The 17,257-nt window shown below is 71.5% G+C and carries 13 protein-coding genes; 7 read left to right on the plus strand and 6 right to left on the minus strand.

What is annotated here, in order from left to right:
* Positions 1-100 precede the first annotated feature (100 nt).
* Positions 101-1,099 (minus strand): helical backbone metal receptor, encoded by a 999-nt coding sequence (locus tag POL72_RS48730; RefSeq protein ID WP_272104114.1) that lies wholly within the window; start codon positions 1,097-1,099, stop codon positions 101-103.
* Positions 1,100-1,273: 174 nt separating this feature from the next.
* Between POL72_RS48730 and POL72_RS48735 the strand changes: the two genes are divergently transcribed.
* Positions 1,274-2,740, plus strand: a complete 1,467-nt coding sequence (locus POL72_RS48735; RefSeq protein ID WP_272104116.1) for a serine/threonine-protein kinase — start codon at positions 1,274-1,276, stop codon at positions 2,738-2,740.
* 61 nt (positions 2,741-2,801) lie between these two features.
* On the opposite strand, the gene POL72_RS48740 is transcribed toward POL72_RS48735, so the two are convergent.
* Entirely contained in the window at positions 2,802-3,398 is a 597-nt protein-coding gene (locus POL72_RS48740) for a DUF2231 domain-containing protein (protein WP_272104118.1), read from the minus strand.
* A gap of 477 nt (positions 3,399-3,875) precedes the next feature.
* On the opposite strand from POL72_RS48740, the gene priA reads away from it, so the two are divergent.
* Positions 3,876-6,302 carry a replication restart helicase PriA gene (gene priA / locus POL72_RS48745; RefSeq protein ID WP_272104119.1) on the plus strand — a complete coding sequence of 809 codons (2,427 nt, stop codon included), beginning with the start codon at positions 3,876-3,878 and terminating at the stop codon, positions 6,300-6,302.
* 49 nt (positions 6,303-6,351) lie between these two features.
* Here the strand turns inward: priA and POL72_RS48750 are convergent, their stop codons facing one another.
* Complete coding sequence (locus POL72_RS48750; RefSeq protein WP_272104121.1) at positions 6,352-6,957, minus strand: hypothetical protein; 606 nt, start codon at positions 6,955-6,957, stop codon at positions 6,352-6,354.
* 373 nt (positions 6,958-7,330) lie between these two features.
* Between POL72_RS48750 and POL72_RS48755 the strand changes: the two genes are divergently transcribed.
* Entirely contained in the window at positions 7,331-7,777 is a 447-nt protein-coding gene (locus POL72_RS48755; protein WP_272104123.1) for a helix-turn-helix domain-containing protein, read from the plus strand.
* Positions 7,778-7,792: 15 nt separating this feature from the next.
* On the opposite strand, the gene POL72_RS48760 is transcribed toward POL72_RS48755, so the two are convergent.
* A complete protein-coding gene (locus tag POL72_RS48760; protein ID WP_272104125.1) occupies positions 7,793-8,344 on the minus strand; it encodes a sigma-70 family RNA polymerase sigma factor in 552 nt (183 codons plus the stop codon).
* A 297-nt stretch (positions 8,345-8,641) separates the two neighbouring features.
* Entirely contained in the window at positions 8,642-8,968 is a 327-nt protein-coding gene (locus tag POL72_RS48765; protein WP_272104126.1) for a hypothetical protein, read from the minus strand.
* A 5-nt stretch (positions 8,969-8,973) separates the two neighbouring features.
* Here POL72_RS48765 and POL72_RS48770 point away from each other — a divergent pair, with 5 nt between their 5' ends.
* From POL72_RS48770 to POL72_RS48785, 4 genes are all read left to right on the plus strand, one after another.
* On the plus strand, positions 8,974-9,882 hold the full coding sequence (locus tag POL72_RS48770; protein WP_272104128.1) for a prephenate dehydratase: 909 nt from the start codon (positions 8,974-8,976) through the stop codon (positions 9,880-9,882).
* Positions 9,883-10,259: 377 nt separating this feature from the next.
* Complete coding sequence (locus tag POL72_RS48775; protein WP_272104130.1) at positions 10,260-12,272, plus strand: PPC domain-containing protein; 2,013 nt, start codon at positions 10,260-10,262, stop codon at positions 12,270-12,272.
* A 616-nt stretch (positions 12,273-12,888) separates the two neighbouring features.
* Positions 12,889-14,004: a peptidase associated/transthyretin-like domain-containing protein gene (locus POL72_RS48780; RefSeq protein WP_272104132.1), complete on the plus strand. Its 1,116-nt coding sequence runs from the start codon at positions 12,889-12,891 to the stop codon at positions 14,002-14,004.
* 407 nt (positions 14,005-14,411) lie between these two features.
* Positions 14,412-14,939 carry a DinB family protein gene (locus POL72_RS48785; protein WP_272104133.1) on the plus strand — a complete coding sequence of 176 codons (528 nt, stop codon included), beginning with the start codon at positions 14,412-14,414 and terminating at the stop codon, positions 14,937-14,939.
* A gap of 249 nt (positions 14,940-15,188) precedes the next feature.
* Here the strand turns inward: POL72_RS48785 and POL72_RS48790 are convergent, their stop codons facing one another.
* Positions 15,189-17,249 (minus strand): bifunctional metallophosphatase/5'-nucleotidase, encoded by a 2,061-nt coding sequence (locus POL72_RS48790; protein WP_272104135.1) that lies wholly within the window; start codon positions 17,247-17,249, stop codon positions 15,189-15,191.
* Between the last annotated feature and the right edge of the window lie 8 nt (positions 17,250-17,257).

Raw genomic sequence — 17,257 nt, forward strand, 5'->3', positions numbered from 1 at the left:
CGTTCCTACCCCAACTGCGGCGTGGCGAGGAGGGGCTTGCTCGGCCGCAAGGCCGCGGGAATTCGGCGTCGCACCCCCTGACCCGACGGCCGCGCGTGCATCAGGGACGGGCGGCGTCGACGATCTCGCGCAGCCGACTGAGCCCCTCGAGCGCCCGCGCGCCGTACCACATGAGGTCCTTCCCGTCGCACCTGATCACGTGGCCACGGCGGGCAGCGGGGATGTCGAGGGAGCGAAATATTGCCGCGTCGGCGTCGGTGAAGGCGTGCGGCTCATCGGGCAGCAGGACGAGCTCCGGGGCGCGAGCGATCACCTCGTCGAGGGTCACGCGGGGGTAGCGCAGGTCGCGGCCCTGGACGCGCTCGGGGGGCAGCGGCGGCGCCTTGCCCAGGTCGGCCGCGAGCGGGTAGCGCCGGGGCCGATCCTCGAAGACGTTCTGCGCGCCCACGAGGTCGAGCACGTCGGAGATGAACGTGTCGCCGTGGACGGTCATCAGCGGGTCCATCCAGATCGGGATGAAGGCGCGGATCGGCGGGCGCTCGCGGCGCCGCGCCTCGGCCGCGGCGTGGGCGCGGTAGGCGGCCGCGACCAGCTCGCGCGCGGTGGCCGGCGGCGGCTGGCCCGGGGCGCCGTGCTCCACATTCGCCGAGGGCGCGGGCGCGCCGGGCTTCGTCGCGACGTGCCCGAGCAGGCGCGCCAGCCGGGCGAGGTGCGCCACACCGTCGGCGACCCGCTTCGGGAACGAGACGAGCACCCGGAGCCCCGCGGCGTCGAGGCGCTCGATGTCGCGCTTGCTGTTCTCCTCCTGGTTCGCGACGACGACGTCCGGCTCGAGCGCGGCGATGCGGTCGACGTCGGCGTCCTTCGTGCCACCGACGAGCTCGATGCCCTCGACGTCCCCCGCCGGCGCGACGCAGTAGCGGGTGCGGCCGACGAGCTGATCCCGGGCGCCGAGCCGGAGGAGCGAGTAGGTGTCGCTCGGGACGAGCGAGACGATGCGCCGCGGAGGCGAGCGCCACTCGTGCTTGCGCCCCCGGTCGTCGACGATGCGGATGAACGACCCGGCAAAGGCCGGTCCCCAGCCTGCGCTGAACGCCATGCGCCGGATGTAGCCCGCCGCCGCGCGCGCCGCACGTGAACTGAGCGGCCCGCGCGCGCTGCGCGTGAACTGACGTGGACCGACGTGGACTGACGTGGACTGCGCGGCGCAGGGCCTGAACGGCGCGGCGTCCACTTAGTTGGCCCGCCCGGGCGAAGTCTGCGACGACGGCTCGTGCAGATCGATCGCCTCGATGTGCGTCGCGGAGGCACGCTCCCGTACCCGCCTTCCGGCCTGCCCGCTCTCCCCCTCGGCGCCGCGCGCGAGGAAGCCCCGCGCCGCCGGGCGGCGCCCCGCGGAGGGCGGCTGCTGCCGTGCCAGATCGGCCGCTACACGCTGTTCGATCACATCGGCCAGGGAGGGATGGCCGATCTTTACCTGGCCCGGGTGCGCACGGACCTCGGCGCCGCGCGCCTCGTCGCCATCAAGGAGGTCGCCCCGAGGTTCGCGCACGACCCGCGCTTCCTCGAGATGCTCGCGGGCGAGGCCAGGCTCGCGGCGGGGCTGCGCCACGCGTCCATCGTGCAGGTCGAGGACCTCTGCCGCGAGGACGGCTCGCTCTTCATCGCGATGGAGTACGTCGAGGGCCTCGACCTTCGCGAGCTGCTCCGCCGCTGCGCGCGCCAGAAGGTGAAGTTCCCGGTCGCGTTCTCGCTGCTGATCATCGCCGAGGCGCTCCAGGCGCTCGCGTACGCCCACCGGAAGGGCGTCGTGCACCGCGACGTCTCGCCGTCGAACGTGCTCCTGAGCTTCGATGGCGAGATCAAGCTCTGCGACTTCGGCATCGCCCGCGCGCACGAGCGCTGCGGCGCCATGGACGAGGCGCTGCAGGGCAAGGCCGGCTACATGAGCCCCGAGCAGGCCCGGGGCGACGCGGTCGACGCGCGATCCGACGTCTTCGCGGCGGGCATCCTGCTCTGGGAGCTGCTGGCCGGCCGGCGCATGTACAGCGCGGGCCCCGGCGCAGCGCTCTCCAAGGAGGCGGCGCGGGGCGATCTTCTCGAGCTCGCGCGGCGCGCGTCGATCCCACCGCTCGTGGAGCGCGGGCTCCCCGACGAGGCGGCGCTCCACGCGATCGTGGCGCGGGCGCTCGCGGTGGCGCCCGACGAGCGCTACCCGAGCGCGGCGGCGATGCTCCAGGACATCGTCGCCTACGCGGCGGCGGCCGAGCTGACGGCCAGCCCGCTGCGCTTCGGGGCGTGGCTGCGAGACAACTTCGGCACGGAGCTGGTCGCGCCCCGGCGGGCGCGCGAGCGTGCGGTGCGCGCGCTGGAGCTCGGTCCGCCTGTGGTGATCGAGCCGATCGCGACCGTGGCTCTCGCGCCGAGCGCGAGGGGGGCCGTCACGCCGAGCGCGGTGGAGGGCGGTGCGCAAGGCGCGATGGCAGCGGCAGCATCGCCGGCGATGGCGATGGCAGCGCCGCCGGCGATGGAGGCCGCCGCGCGGCTCACGAGGGCGGCCGGCGCGCAGGGCGCAGAGCCCGCCGCGCGGGCCGTGGCCGAGCCGCCGCCCTGGGCCAGGACGCAGCCCTCGCTCGCCCGCTCGCAGCAGCGCAGGCTCGTGCCATTGCTCCTGCTCGGCGCGCTGCTGTTCGTCCTCGCCGCGCTCGTCATCGCGGGCCGCTATCTCGCGGCGCGCTAGCGCCCGCCCGGGCGAGGAGAACGTATCTCGCTCCCGTCGGGCGCGCCGGCGCTCGTCGCGATCACCCCGCGTCGGCGATCGGCGCTTCGGGCACGGGCACCTGCATCTCCGGCTTCCGCGCGCACGCGTCGTTGCCGATGCCGACGCCGTAGCGGTAGATGAGCTCTCCGCCGAGCCAGCCGCTCGCCCCCGCGAGGCCGAACCCCGCGGTCGACAGCGCGATCCCGAGCGGCCGCAGCCCGATCGCCCGGGAGGCGAGCGAGGCGCCGTACAGGCCAGCGATCGCGAGGTTCAAGGCGCCGTGGACGAAGCCGATCCGCTTCGCGGGGCCGAGGGTGGTGCTCCAGTCGGCGAGCCCGGCGAAGGTGGCCACGAGCGCCCCGCCGAGGCCGATGGCCACGGTCGCGTCCGCTCCCCGATGGAAGCGCCGCCTGCGGCCGATGCCGGCGAGATCGAGCACCAGCGCGCAGGACCAGGCGCCGATGGGGATGGTCACAAGCACCGGGTGCAAGGGGTGCCCGAGGAACTCGCCATGCAGCACCTTGGCGACCGTGGGCGCGCGCCTCAGCACGGACTGGATCCCGCGCTGAAGCGGGTCGGCGATCTGGTCGATCCAGTCCTGCTCCTCGATTCCCCCCAAGACTGCGGTTCCGATCATGTCCCCTCCTCCGAGGCGCGTGGCTGCGCAGATTTCCAGCGCATGGCGCCCGCCCCGCCGACCGTCCAGCGGTGAACCCCTGACCGGATCCCGAGCAATCGGCGGACCCCGCGGAGCGGGTAGGGCGTTCCCATCCCCTCCCGCGGTGCGTGCGTCTGCGACGCCCGAGCTGGCCGCACAGTTCGCTTCTGCAAGGGTGCTCTACAGAAATTTCAGGTTCGAAATCAGCGAGCGACCCATCTGGAGTGAAATACGTTCGGATCGCGAATCGCGCGGATGGCATGGACGGTGCTCTATGTCCGGCCAGCGCTGCCGGCGCGGCCTTCCCCCCCCCGAGGCCCCGGCGGCGCTTTTTTTTTGGACTCTTTCCTTTTGCGCCCAGGGCGGGTGCCCGCGCGCATGCCCTGCGTTCCTCGTCCTGGGCGGCGTTCTCTGGTATCTCGCCCGTGCCGCGCCGCGCGCGGCCCTCCCGGAGCGATGCCCCTCCTCGCCGACGTCGCGGTGCCCGTCCCGCTCTCGCAGGCCTTCACCTACGAGGTCCCTGCCGCGCTCGCCGGCGAGGTGCGACCGGGGGCGCGCGTCCTCTGCGAGTTCCATCGGCGCAAGCTGCTGGGCGTGGTGCTCGCCGTCAGCGAGCGCAGCGCGGCCATCGATCCGTCGAAGATCAAGCCGCTCGCGGCGCTCGTCGACGCGCGCCCGGCGCTGCCAGCGGAGCTGCTCGCCTTCCTGCAGGAGCTCGCCGCCTACTACTTCGCGCCGATCGGCGAGGTGCTCCGCCTCGCGCTGCCGGCGATCGAGCGCGAGCAGGTGCGCGCGCTCAAGGCCCAGGGGGAGCTCGACGGCGTCCTCGACCTCGGCCGCGCCAAGCAGGTCGGCGGCCGCAAGGTCGCGTACGCGAGCGCGACCGACGTGGTCGAGGAGCCCGGCACGCTCCGCGGGCAGGCCGCGGCGGTGCTCGCGCTGCTCCGCGCGAACGGCGAGCAGCCGGTCGCGCGGATCGAGGAGCGCTTCGGCAACGCGCGCAGCGCACTGAAGAAGCTCGCCGAGCGCAACCTCGTCACCCTGGACGAGCGCGAGCCGCCGCGCGACCCGTTCTTCCGCCGCGCCGAGGAGCGCGACGTGCCCCCCGAGCTCAACGCGGCGCAGGCCGAGGCCGCGGAGCGCATCGACGCGGCGCTCGCGGCGCTGTCCGCGCCGCCCGGGGGAGGGGAGCACCCCGCGAGCACCCACCAGGAGCCGCGGCGCATCGCCCAGGAGCCGCGGCCGAGCGCGTTCCTCCTCTTCGGCGTGACCGGCTCCGGCAAGACCGAGGTGTACCTGCGCGCCATCAAGAGCTGCCTCGAGCGGGGCCGCGGCGCGCTCGTCATGGTGCCGGAGATCGCCCTCACCCCGCAGCTCGTCGCGCGCTTCCGCGCCCGCTTCGGCGACGAGCTCGCCGTGCTGCACAGCGGGCTGAGCGACGCCGACCGCCACGCGATGTGGGCGAGCCTCCACGTCGGCAAGGTGCGCGTCGCCATCGGGGCGCGCTCCGCGCTGTTCGCGCCGGTGCCGGACCTCGGCCTCATCCTCGTCGATGAGGAGCACGACGGCTCGTTCAAGCAGGAGGAGGGCGTGCGCTACCACGCGCGCGACATGGCGCTGCTCCGCGCCCACCGCGCGGGGGCGGTGTGCGTGCTCGGCTCCGCGACGCCTTCCATCGAGTCCGTCGCGCTCGTGCGCCGCGGCAAGCTCGCCGAGCTGCGCCTGCCGGACCGCGCGCACCGCGAGGCCAGCCTCCCCGAGGTCTCCCTCGTCGATCTCCGCCGCTTCGGCGCCGGCCCCTCGGGCGATCCGCTGATCTCCCTGCCGCTGCACCGCGCGCTCGAGAAGACGCTCGCGGCGAAGGAGCAGGCGATCCTCTTCCTGAACCGCCGCGGCTTCGCCCCGAGCGTCGTCTGCGGCTCGTGCGGGACGCTGACCACGTGCGACGCCTGCTCGGTCGCGCTGACGTACCACCGCGGGCGGCGCCGCGACGCGCGCCCGCCCTCGCCGGCCGGCGCGCCCGCGCCGGCGGCGCCGCTCGAGGAGCGGCCGGAGGGGGGGCGGCTGCGCTGCCACTACTGCGACTATGCGGGGCCGCTGCCGGACCGCTGCGGCTCGTGCGGCGCGCGGAACCTGCTGCTCGAGGGGCTCGGCACCGAGCGGCTCGAGGCCACGATCGCGGGCTCGTTCCCGGAGGCGCGCGTGGCGCGCCTCGATCGCGACGTCGCCGGCAAGGATCGCTCGCAGGCGATCCTCGCGAGGATGCGCGAGGGCAAGATCGACATCCTGGTCGGCACGCAGATGGTCACGAAGGGCCATGACCTGCCCAACGTGACCCTGGTCGGCGTGGTGAACGCCGACGCCGCGCTCGGGCTGCCCGACTTCCGCGCGGCCGAGCGCGGCTTCCAGCTGCTCGTGCAGGTGGCCGGGCGTGCGGGGCGGCGCGACCGCCCCGGCCGGGTGCTCATCCAGACGCGCAACCCCGAGCACCCGGCCATCGCGTTCGCCGCGGCGCACGACGTGCCTGGCTTCCTCGAGCGGGAGATCCGCGACCGCGAGGAGGTGGGTTATCCGCCCGCCACGCGCCTCGCGCTGCTCCGGATCGACGCGGTCGACGAGGGCGTGGGGCGCGGCGCTGCGGCGAAGCTCGCGGCCCACGCCCGCACCTGCCCCGAAGGGGTCGCCCGGCGCGTCGAGGTGCTCGGCCCGTCGGCGGCGCCGATCGCGCGCCTGCGCGGGCGCTACCGGTTCCGGGTGCTCCTGAGGGCGCGGGAGCGCGGTCCGCTCCGGGGGGCGCTCGCGGCGCTGGCCGGGCTGATAAGGGATGGCCTTGATCGGAACGCCCGGGTGATGATCGACGTGGATCCGGTCGCCATGCTGTGACGGGCGATCCGCGGGGAAACGGGCGCGCTCGCTGCGCCTGAGGCGCTCTCTATCCAGGCGAGGTGACGCCGGGCGGGGTGAGGCCGGGCGCGGTGAGCTCGCCGAGCTCGTCGCGCGACGCGCGCGAGAGCCGCTCGAACTCCGCGCCCAGCCAGTCGAGGAACGCCGCGTCCCACGTCGGCCCTTCCGGGCGGGAGGCGACCGCCTCGGCGAGCTCACGGTCCCAGCGGCCGTAGACGTCCCGGAGGAGCGCGTGCGCCCGGCGGCTCTCGGCGGACGCAGGATCCATCTGGCCGTCCGTGCGCTCGGCGAAGGCGTCCTCGCAGAGGAAGTAATTGCATGTCGCGGCGCGCCGCTCGGCGGGGACGGTGCAGCCGCGCGCGCCGTGATAGACGCACTTCGACTGCCGCGGGGCCGTGCGCTCCTCCCGCTTCCGCACGCGCCGGAGATCGAGTCCGCGGCTCACGGGGAGCAGGTTGCCGGCGGCGATCTGCTCGAGCAGCCAGGCACGGCCGTCGAGGGAGACGATGCGCCCGATGTCCGTCCAGTCGAGCTCGGGCGGGCTGACGCAGCACCCCGCGGGGCCTTGCGGGCACTGGGCGCACAGCGTCGAGTGCAGCCGGGTGTGCTCTCCTGAAAGCTCCAGACGGATCATCGAACCCCTTGCCGTCCCCCGAAGGGGCCGAGACACGCGCTCGATACAGCGCACATCCTGCCAGCGAACGCGCCAGGAATGACAGAAGCGCCCAGCGGCTGCAACCGACGCGACCGACGCAACCGACGCAACCGACGCAACCGACGCGACCATCGCATCGCTGACCGCGCCTCGATCCGAGCGGCGGCCAAGCGCCCCTCCTCACCGACATAGCGATCGAGAAGCGCGAGAACTCGCACTCCCGGGCGCTCTTGGAGGAGCTGAATCAGTTATAGTAAGTAACGGTCATCGACGCGCGTTTCGCGTGAATGCAGGGAGAAACGTGCGATCGTCCTTTTCCGGCCGCGGCGGGAGTTGATAGGCTGCGCCGGCCATGAGCGATGAGCTTCCCAAGGAGGTCGGTCGGGCCATTCGCGTGCTCCGGCAGCTGCACGGGCTCACTTACGCCGAGTTCGCCGAGAAAGCGCGCCTCTCGGCGACCTACCTGCGGCAGGTCGAGCGCGGCGAACGCGATCTCGGGCTCGGCGCGCTGGCGCTCATCGCACAGGGGCTCGACTGCGATGCTCGGCTCCTCCTGCCCGGCGACGGGAGGAGCCCGGTCTCCGCGGTCGTCGCCGATCGCTTCGATCGCGCGCCCGAGGCCCTCCAGGAGGCGCTCCTCTTCCTGTTGATCGAGCCCGACGACTCGCCGAAGAAGCAGGCCATCCTCGCGCTCATCAACGAGGATCCGGAGCGCGCGCGGCTCCGCTCGCGGCCTCGGTCGGAGGAGCGCGGGTCGCGCGGCTCCGCCCCCTCGTCATCGAGCCGGCGCGGGCGATGAGCCCCTGCTGAGCCCTCACGTCCGCGCGGACCAGCCCGTGACGCGAGGTGGCCCGGCGCCGGACTCCTGCCGGCCACCGCCCCGCGTCTCTGCGCCGGGCATCGACGCGAGGCGCCGCGTGGCCAGCTGCTGAAATGCGGCGAGCGCTCGGCTCCGCCGCTTGTACGCCGTCGAGAGGGGGATTCCGGCCCGGCTCGCGAAGTCCGCCATCGGGACGCCCTCGATGTCGTGGGCCATGAGGATCGCGCCGAACTCGGCGTCGAGCTCGCGCAGGACCGCGAGCACGAACAGGCGATCGCACTCCGAGATGATCTGCTCCTCGGCCGAGGGCTCGTCGAGCTCTGCGTCGAAGTCGTCCGGCAACGGCTCCTCCCTCCGGCGCCGCTCGCGCAGCCCGTAGTGGGACGCGGCGTGGACCGCGATCTTGTTCAGCCAGCGATCGGACGGCCCGAGCTCCGGATCGTAGTTCCCGAAGCTCTCGTGCGCCGCGAGCATCACGTTCTGCGCGATGTCCCAGCGATCCCGGCGCGGAACCCCCAGGAGGCGGAGCCATCGCCGCACGAGCACGATCGTTTTCTTGTTGAAGATCCGCCAATAGGCGCCTTCTCTGTCGTTCGGCGGCCCTGAACCGTGGCCTCGACGCCCCGTTCCCGACATCGCGTAACGATCGTTATCACAAGAAACGGAACTTGCAAAAACTGGTCGGGGCGATCACAGGCGAAATTTGATCGAAAAAGTGGTCAGGTGTATGCGCATGTGGTTATCGCCTGCGCCACCCTCCGCGTGCGCACTCGCGCGCATGCAGGCCGAATCGCTCGGGAAAGCGTCGTTCGACGATGGTTCTCGCGATGTAACGATCGTTCCTCATCCGAACTGCTCCAGGGTACCTTCGGGCATCGTCGAGCACGATGGTGCTCCACCTGGCAGCTGCGGCGCGATCGCCGCGCGGGCGGGCTCGGCGGCGGCCTGGTGCACCGCGGCGGCGGGCGCCTCCGCGCGCAGGCAGGCAGGCAGGCAGGCAGGCAGGCGAGGCGCCGCCGCTTTCCTCGCTGGACTCCGCCGCATCGCGCCGGTAGACAGGCGGCGCTCGATGCACAGCTTCCATCGAAGGATGCCGGCCCCAGGGCGGAGCGGCGCGCCCTGCTCGGGGCGTGTCGCGACCGTCCGCGCGGGCTCGGGCGGGGCGCCCATCGCTCATGTCGGCTGACGCGGGGAAGCCAGGGACGGCGCGCGGCGACGGCGCGGCGAGCGACGCGGCGGAGGTCCCGGCGCCGCGCCAGCGGGTCGCCTACTTCGGGCGGCCCGGGACGTTCAGCCACGAGGTCGCGTCCCGGCGCTTCGACGCGAGCGCGGACCTCACGCCCCGGCGCACCATCTCGGAGGTGTTCGACGCCGTGGCCGGCGGCGCGACGACCTACGGCGTCGTGCCGATCGAGAACGCGCTGGGCGGCCCGATCTACGACACCGTCGATCAGCTGATCCGCCGCGAGGGCACCGGCGCCGCGCTCGCCGTGTGCGAGGAGCTCTCGCTGCACGTCACGCTGTCGCTCCTCGGCAGGGCGGGCGTGGCGCCGAAGCGCATCTATTCGCACTTCGTCCCGCTCAAGCACTGCGGCGACTGGCTGCGCGAGACCTACCCAGACGCGCAGATCCTCGAGGCCGAGAGCACCGCCGAGGCCGTCGAGCGCGCGGCGCAGGACGGCGAGGCCTGCGCGATCGGCAACAAGGGCGCGGCGGCCATCTACAAGCTGGAGATCCTCGTGCCGAAGCTCGGCGCGAAGGGCGAGAACATCACGCGCTTCTTCATCGTCGGGAAGACCGCGGAGCCGCCGGCGTCGGGGGGGCGGACGCTGCTCCTGTTCGGGCTGGACCACCGCCCGGGCGCCCTGGTCGCGGCGCTCTCCGCGCTCGGGAGACACCACATCAACCTCACGCGCATCGTCTCTCGCGCGCTGCCCGACAGCCCTGAAGAGTACCTCTTCCTCGTCGAGTGCGAGGGCAGCACGGAGGAGCCTGCGTTCAAGGAGGCCCTCGCGCTGCTCGAGCAGCACGCGACGGGCGTACGCTCGCTCGGCTCGTTCCGCGTCAGCCAGAAGTACGAGTAGGGCGCCCCGGGTCGACCCGCCGACGATCGCCTAGCCGCGCGGCCCTGGCCGCGCGACGCGGCCGGTACGTCCGATGACCGCGAGTCCGCCGCGGCGGGCGTGCGCCTGCCGCTCATCGCGTAGGCGCCCCCACGCGCGGGGACGACAACACCGCTGCGAAGCTGGGAATATCTTCGCGCGGGGTATCCTGCGTGACTCATGCGCTCTTTTCAATAACCAGTTACCCCTCGCCTGTGACTAGAACGCTCGCCAGGTGCGGTCTCGCACTTCTCAATAGGCAGGGTGACATGGATCTGCATTGGCGATGGCTCTTCGTTGTGGTGCCGGCGCTCATGGGTTCTCTGGAAGCGTGTGATGTGGACCCATGGGAATCGGAGTTGACGGGCGACAGTAAGCTGCAGAGCGGCGGAGCGGGCCAGAAGCACCAGCCCGTCGGCGCGAGCTGCAGCTGCGATGCGGACTGCGACGGCGAGGCGGCCGTCTGCATGCTCGGCATCTGCATGCAGCGCGCGGCGGGGCTGTGTACGGCGCCGAACAGCGAGCAGGGCTGCGCGCCCGGCTCTCGCTGCTTCAACACGGACATCCTCTCCGACTCGGGGGTGTGTTACCCCCTCTATGATCCAGCGACCTGCGATGGCGTGCAGAACCGTCATGGCCTGTGCTCTCCTCGGCGCGGCGACGGGTGCAACGCGGCCTGCGGCGCGGCGTGCGCGGAGGATACGGTCGGCGCCGGGGAGGTCGGCGCGGCCTGCGACGACGAGGAGGCGTGCTCGCTGCGCGGCGGGACCTGTTATCGCGACGAGGACCCCTCGTCGCCGAACGGCTGGGTGGAGGGGTACTGCCTCGCCTTCGACTGCGAGAGCGACGACCAGTGCGGGCCGGGCGCGGGCTGCTTCCCCGCGGCGGAGGGCGGCTCGCCCGTGTGCATGAACACCTGCGGCAGCGATCTCGACTGCCGGCCTGGCTACGTGTGTCACACCGTCGACGGCGAGGGCAGGTCGGCCTGCTACGCTGGCTGCGACGCCGCGTCGACCTGCCCGGAGGGCACGACCTGCCTCGGGGAGCTCTGCGTATCGGACGAGGTCGCGTGCTCACCCGACGTCCCGTCCGGCTGGTGCCCGGAGGGCAGCTCCTGCGATGGCGGCGAGTGCCGCAAGGGCCCTTCCGGCTGCGGCGCCGAGGGCGACGCCCTCGAGCCCAACGACGACCTGGGAGCAGCGGCGACCGCGCCTACGGGCGTCACGAACGAGCTCACCCTCTGCGAGGGGGACGAGGACTGGTTCAAGATCGTCGTGCCGGAGCGGACCATCGTCCGCGTGGGCATCCGGTTCCGTCAGGCCGCGGGGGACATCGATCTGGTGGTCTATGACGGCGTGGGCCGCCTGCTCGGCTCGCGCGACGGCGCGCAGTACCCGTACTCGTACCGCGATCAAGAGACGGACACCGAGTTCTATGGATTCTACTCCGAGCGGGGTGGCGCCGAGTACTTCGTCCGGGTCGTCGGCCATGACGGCGCGCAGAACACCTATGGCCTGGACGTGACATCGACTCCGTATGTCGATGGCCCGAGCTGCGTGGACGCCGGCTTCTCGTTCGACGAGTGCGCCGGCTTCGGCGAGGGCGGCGGCGGGCTCTTGCCGTTCCCGTTCCCCGATCCCGACGACTCGGTGGTCGGCGGCGGTTACGTCTGGGAGACGTTCAGCAATTACCGCTTTGCCAGGCGCGAGCTCATCATGCTCGTCCGGGACGCCCTCGCCGAGACGATGCGGGCGTTCCCGGGCACGACGCCGCTCTCGCTGATCGACGTCTGCCAGATGAACGGCGTCACGCCCGGCTACGACGTCGACAGCCCGCGTCACCCCCAGTCGACGCACGACCAGGGTGGCAACATCGACATCGCCTATTTCCAGACCGACGGATCGAATGATGGGCAGATCATCTGCGGAGACGGGTCGAAGCACGAGGACGGGTACTGCTCTTCGGCGGCGAAGCGGAAGCACATCGTCGACCTCGAGCGGGAGGCGTTCTTCATGGCCCGGCTGTTCCGCTCGCCCCGCACGCGCGTCGTCGGCGTGGACAAGGTGATCGCGCCGTTCCTCTCGAGGACGGCGGCCAGGCTGAACGCTCTTCCGGCCCGGGATCGGCGGAAGATCACCGACGACGAGCTCGCGAGCTTCTCGGACCGGATGGCGTACGGCGAGGGGTGGCCATATCACCATCACCACATCCACCTCAGCATGGACTGGTGGCCGAGGGACGCCGCGGCCGGCGGCACGCCGGAGGCGTCGTTCGCGGCGCCGCCCGCCATCCATCGTTCGCCCGCGCTCGCGGCCGGGCAGCGGATGGTGTGGCCACCGCTGCCCGATCATGGTCGTGCGGTGAACGACTAGCGCCCCCCGTTCGGCCGCGCCGCCCGCCAACGGCGGAGTCGCGCGACGCTCGACATCCAGTACGCCCGGATCGTGAAGACTCCCATTGAAACCGCGTTCTCGCAGCTCTGTCTGGGCTGCAAGCACGTCGACCACGTCGGGTGCTGGCATCACTCGCGGTAGAGCCCGCCTCCCTGGCGTCTCGGGCGACAGAAGGTCCCTTGTCGACTCGCATCCATTCTGCAAAAGTGCGCCGTGTCCACAACGCACTCGTGCATCGAAGGGGCCTCGTCCTACTCCACAGCCGCTGGCCGCGGGGCCTCCTGCCAGGGGACATGCAACAAGCGACCGATGCCGGCCCGAACCACGGGATTCCCAGCGGCGATCGAGGTTCTTCGCACGTGGATCCAGGGTGGCGCGCAGGCCTCCGTCACCCTCGATCCATGACGCGCCGAAGCGCGTGAAACAGCGGAGGATAACTACATGAGGGCGGGAATGTGGGATTAGCTCGGGTCCCGCCTTCCACGCCCCGCGGCGCCATGCTTTACTGTCGCCGTTCTTGGGAAGATGCTGTCGCCTTTTCGGCGCCTTGTCCGCCGGACGGACAGGTCATCGGACCACCTGAGGAGAGTTTCTTATGAGCAAGGAACGAGATACCGAGACCCAGGGCCCGTTGTTCAAGGTCGTTGACCGGCGCCAGGCGCTCCTGGGGCTGGGGGTGATTGCCGTCACCGTGTCGTGCGGAGATGGCGGCGAGTCGGAGGAGCCCGGAGGCACCGGCGGCGGAAGCTCCACGAGCTCCGGGAGCAGCGGGTCCACGGGCTCGGCCTCGGGCTCGGGCTCGGGAGGCGGGGGGGCCGACCCTTCCACCTCCACGGCGAGCTCGGGCGGCGCGGGACCGGGCAGCACCAGCGCCACGGCGGGCTCGGGCGGCTCAGGCGAGGGAGGCTCCGAGCCGGGCACGGGAGGTGGTGGGGGTAGCGGCAGCGGTGACGGCCTCACGGCGCCGCCGTTCGACAATGTGCCGACGTGCAGGGCGCTCAACAAGACGGACGGCGCCGGCCAGGGCCCCTTCTTCATTCACGAGCTCGAGAAGAACGACGACATTTCCCTGGTCCGACAGGACATTCGTGGTCGCTACAATGAGAGCGCGCCGCCCGGCGTGGAGATGCATCTCCACCTGCGCGTGCTCGACATGAGCAAGCCCGATTGCGACGGCAATGGCGTGGGCTTGGCCGGCGTGGAGGTCTACATCTGGCACACGGACGGGCAGGGGTTCTACAGCGGCTTCGGGACGAGGGGTGGCGCCAACGAGCAGAAGCCCGACGCGCCGTACACGGGCAGGCCGGGGCAGAACGATCTCAACAACACGGACCGTTTCTGTCGCGGCGTGCAGACCACGGACGCGAACGGCGTCGTCTCGTTCCGGAGCATCTTCCCCGGCTGGTACAACGGCCGCGACGTTCACATCCACTTCGTCTGCTTCAAGAAGGGGTCGATGTCGAAGGGGCGCACCACGTACCAGGGTGGAGATCACATTTTCACGACGCAGTTCTACTTCGATCCCGCCTTCACCGACTCCGTTCATACCAAGTACGATCCGTACAAGGCGCGCACCACCGGCAGCCTGGCGAATTACTACCAGGGCGCCATCAAGGCCGACGAAGCCGGCAACAGCGGGCTTCGTGCCAAGGCCGTGCTGGAAGGGGACATCGTGATCGCCCAGATGCAGATCGCGGTGAATCCGGCCTGAGGGAGCGGGCTCGCTTCCTTCCCACAGCTGCGTCGACCGACCGCCGGGCGCGTTCGAGCCGCGCCGGCGGGCGCCCCTCGCCGGTCGACGCTGTCCGCTCGATGAGACCCCGCTCATGAGAATGTCTTGATGCCACGGGGATCCCGCGCGCCTCCTTGAAGTAGCATCACGCGTCCTACGCAAGACAGCACTCCCAGGACTCGCTCGGCGTGACCGACCGGAGCTGTCATGATGATCGCCTGTCGCCGGAAGCTCGGGAGTCGTCCTCCGAGGAGGGCCGATCAACGGGGATCCGGCGGGCGCGGTGCGGATCCCGTTGGTCTCGGCGCGCGGGCAGGAAGAGGGGCAGCGGGCATGCTAGGCTCGGGGCCATGCGATGCGACAGCCCTGACGCCGCTCCCTCGTCCATGGCCAGCGAGGTCGGCGGCTACTTGCTACGGCAGTTCGAGATAGCCTGGCAGCTCACCAGTTTTCACCTCGACGGGCTTTCCACCGAAGAGTGCTTGTGGCGCCCTGCTGACCAGGGATTGCACGTTCGTCAAACCCCCGATGGCCAGTGGCGCGCCGACTGGCCGGAGCACGAGGGATACGATCTCGGCCCGCCGAGCGTCGCGTGGCTGACGTGGCATCTCGGCTTCTGGTGGTCCATGGTGCTCGACCACGCCTTCGGCGACGGCGCTCTCGCTCGCGAGGACGTGACGTGGCCTGGCAACGCCGACGACGTGCGCGCGTGGCTCGGAAGGCTTCAAGGCCAGTGGCGAGCGGTGATCGAGCAGGCGACCGACGACGACCTGCGCTCGACACGACGGACGCGATGGCCTTTTCAGGACCGTCCGTTCGGTGATGTCATCGCGTGGGCCAACGTCGAGCTCACGAAGAACGCCGCCGAGATCGGCTATGCACGCTTCCTCTACGCACGAAGGCCGCGCAGCTAGGGGGGCGAGCCTGCGTGCCTGGAGGGCTGGTGGGCGCCGCAGGTAGGCACGGCGTTCCAGGGGAAGACGGGCTGCGTCGAGGCGAACGACTCGGCCTGCGAGCCGCTCCTGGGCTTGAAGATCGACGGCAAGCTGACGCTGGGGTGAGAACAGAACATTCTTCTACGCGATCCGCCATCTGCTGGAAGAGCCAGCTCGTCCACGGGTGACGAGGCACCCGAGACGTGAACGACCGATCCAGAGGGCCGATCAGGGCACGACCGTGATCCGATCGAGCACGGGCGGGGAGACGGGCGAGTTCGCCGCGAAATAGTCCCGCAGCGCGTCCAGATCCAGCGCGCCGCCGAGCCGATCGGTCCCGTCGTTGAGCACGGTGAAGCCGTCGCCGCCCGTCGCCAGGAAGCTGTTCACCGTCACCCGGTAGGTCCGCGCCGCCTCGATCGGGACGCCGTTGATCCGGATCGAGGCGATGTCGACCTTCGCGCCGATGGGCGCGCTCTGGCTGTACGTGTACGTGAAGCCGTCCGAGATCTGAAGGATCAGGCTCTGCCTTACGCCCCCCGCGTCCAGCCGGAACTGCTGCTCCAGCAGCGTGTCGATCTGCGCCCCCGTGAGGGTCATCACGACCAGGCTGTTGCCGAAGGGCTGCACCGTGAACACCTCGCCGAACGTGACCACCCCGTCAGTGGGCTCGGTGGCAGAGGCCGCGTACGTGATGTCCGCGCGGATGCCTCCCGGGTTCATGAACGCGATCTCGGCTCCGCCGGTCCTCGCGTCGCGCGTGGCGGCGAGCTGGGCGTCGGCGATCACCGCGCCCATCGTGAACAGCCCGGCGCCCATGGCCGGGACCGCGCGGTCGAGCGTCGCGGTGATGGTGCCGATCTGCGTGTTGGCGAGCGGCGCCGCGAGGTCCTTGTAGCGCGTCACCAGGGTGCTCACGCCCGCGTCGGGCGCTTCGCGCGTCACGATGACGTTGTTCGCCGTCTTTGCCGTCACGTCGCCCGTGCTCTTGCTGATCTCCAGATCGATGTCAGTCACCAGGCGGCCGAACGACGCCGCGCTCGTCACGATCTTGTCGCCGAGGATGCAGTTGTACGCCTGATGGGTGTGCCCTGAGACGATCACGTCCACGGCGGGGTCGATGTTCGTGGCGATGTCGACGATGGGGCCAGAGATGCCCGGGCACTCGTTGAAGAGGCCGGTGGGGAGCCCTCCCTCGTGGAGCACCACGACGATCGCCTCGATTCCCTGCGCCTGGAGCTCCGGGACGATGTCGTTCACCGTATCGACCTCATCCATGAACGACAGCCCCGCGACGCCGATCGGCGTCACGATGGACGGCGTGTCCTCGAGCGTCATGCCGATGAAGGCGATCTTCACGCCGTCGAACTCGCGGATGTCGTAGCGCGGGAAGAGCGTCCTGCCGCTCGTCGTGTCGACGACGACGTTGGCGGCGAGGAACTTGAAGTTCGCGCCCGGGAAGAAGGTGCCGTCCGTGCAGCCGTCGGCCGGGCTGCACCCGCCGTACTGCATCCGGAGGAGCTCCGCTGTGCCCTTGTCGAACTCGTGGTTACCGACACCGTTGATGTCGAGGCCGAGGAGGTTCATGGCCTCGATCGTGGGCTCATCGTGGAACAGCGCCGACACGAGCGGGCTCGCGCCGATGAGGTCGCCGGCCGAGACCACCACGGTGTTCGGGTTCGTGGCGCGGAGCGCGGCGACGCGCGACGCCAGGTAAGTGACGCCGCCGGCGTCCACGGTGGTGTTGGTGGGTGTGGCAGGCACGGTGATCCTGCCGCTGCTGCCGGTCGGGGGCTCCAGGTTGCCGTGGAAGTCGTTGAAGGCGATGATCTGCACGCTCACGGTGTCGCCGCCGGAGCCGCCAGCGCCATCCGAGCCGCCGGAGCCACCAGCGCCGCCGGCGCCATCCGAGCCGCCGGAGCCACCAGCGCCGCCGGCGCCATCCGAGCCGCCGGAGCCGCCAGCGCCGCCGGCGCCATCCGAGCCGCCGGAGCCGCCAGCGCCGCTGCCGCCGGAGCCGCCGGAGCCGGCAGCGCCGCTGCCGCCGGAGCCGCCGGAGCCGGCAGCGCCATTGCCGCCGGAGCCACCCGAGCCCCCAGCGCCGCCTCCGCCCGAGGTGGTGCCCGCCGCGCCGCCGCTGCCGCTGGACACCGCGGCGGGGGTCGTCACATCGTCGTCTCCGCAGCCCGTGCTGGCGACCGGCGGCACGCACAGCACGGCTCCCAGGAGCGTGACCCGCCACGCTCGTGCGCATCGCCCGAAGACCCACGAAGCTCCGCTCGATCTCATCTCAGCTC

Origin of the sequence: Sorangium aterium (genome assembly GCF_028368935.1) — a bacterium.
GTDB classification, from domain to species: domain Bacteria; phylum Myxococcota_A; class Polyangia; order Polyangiales; family Polyangiaceae; genus Sorangium; species Sorangium atrum.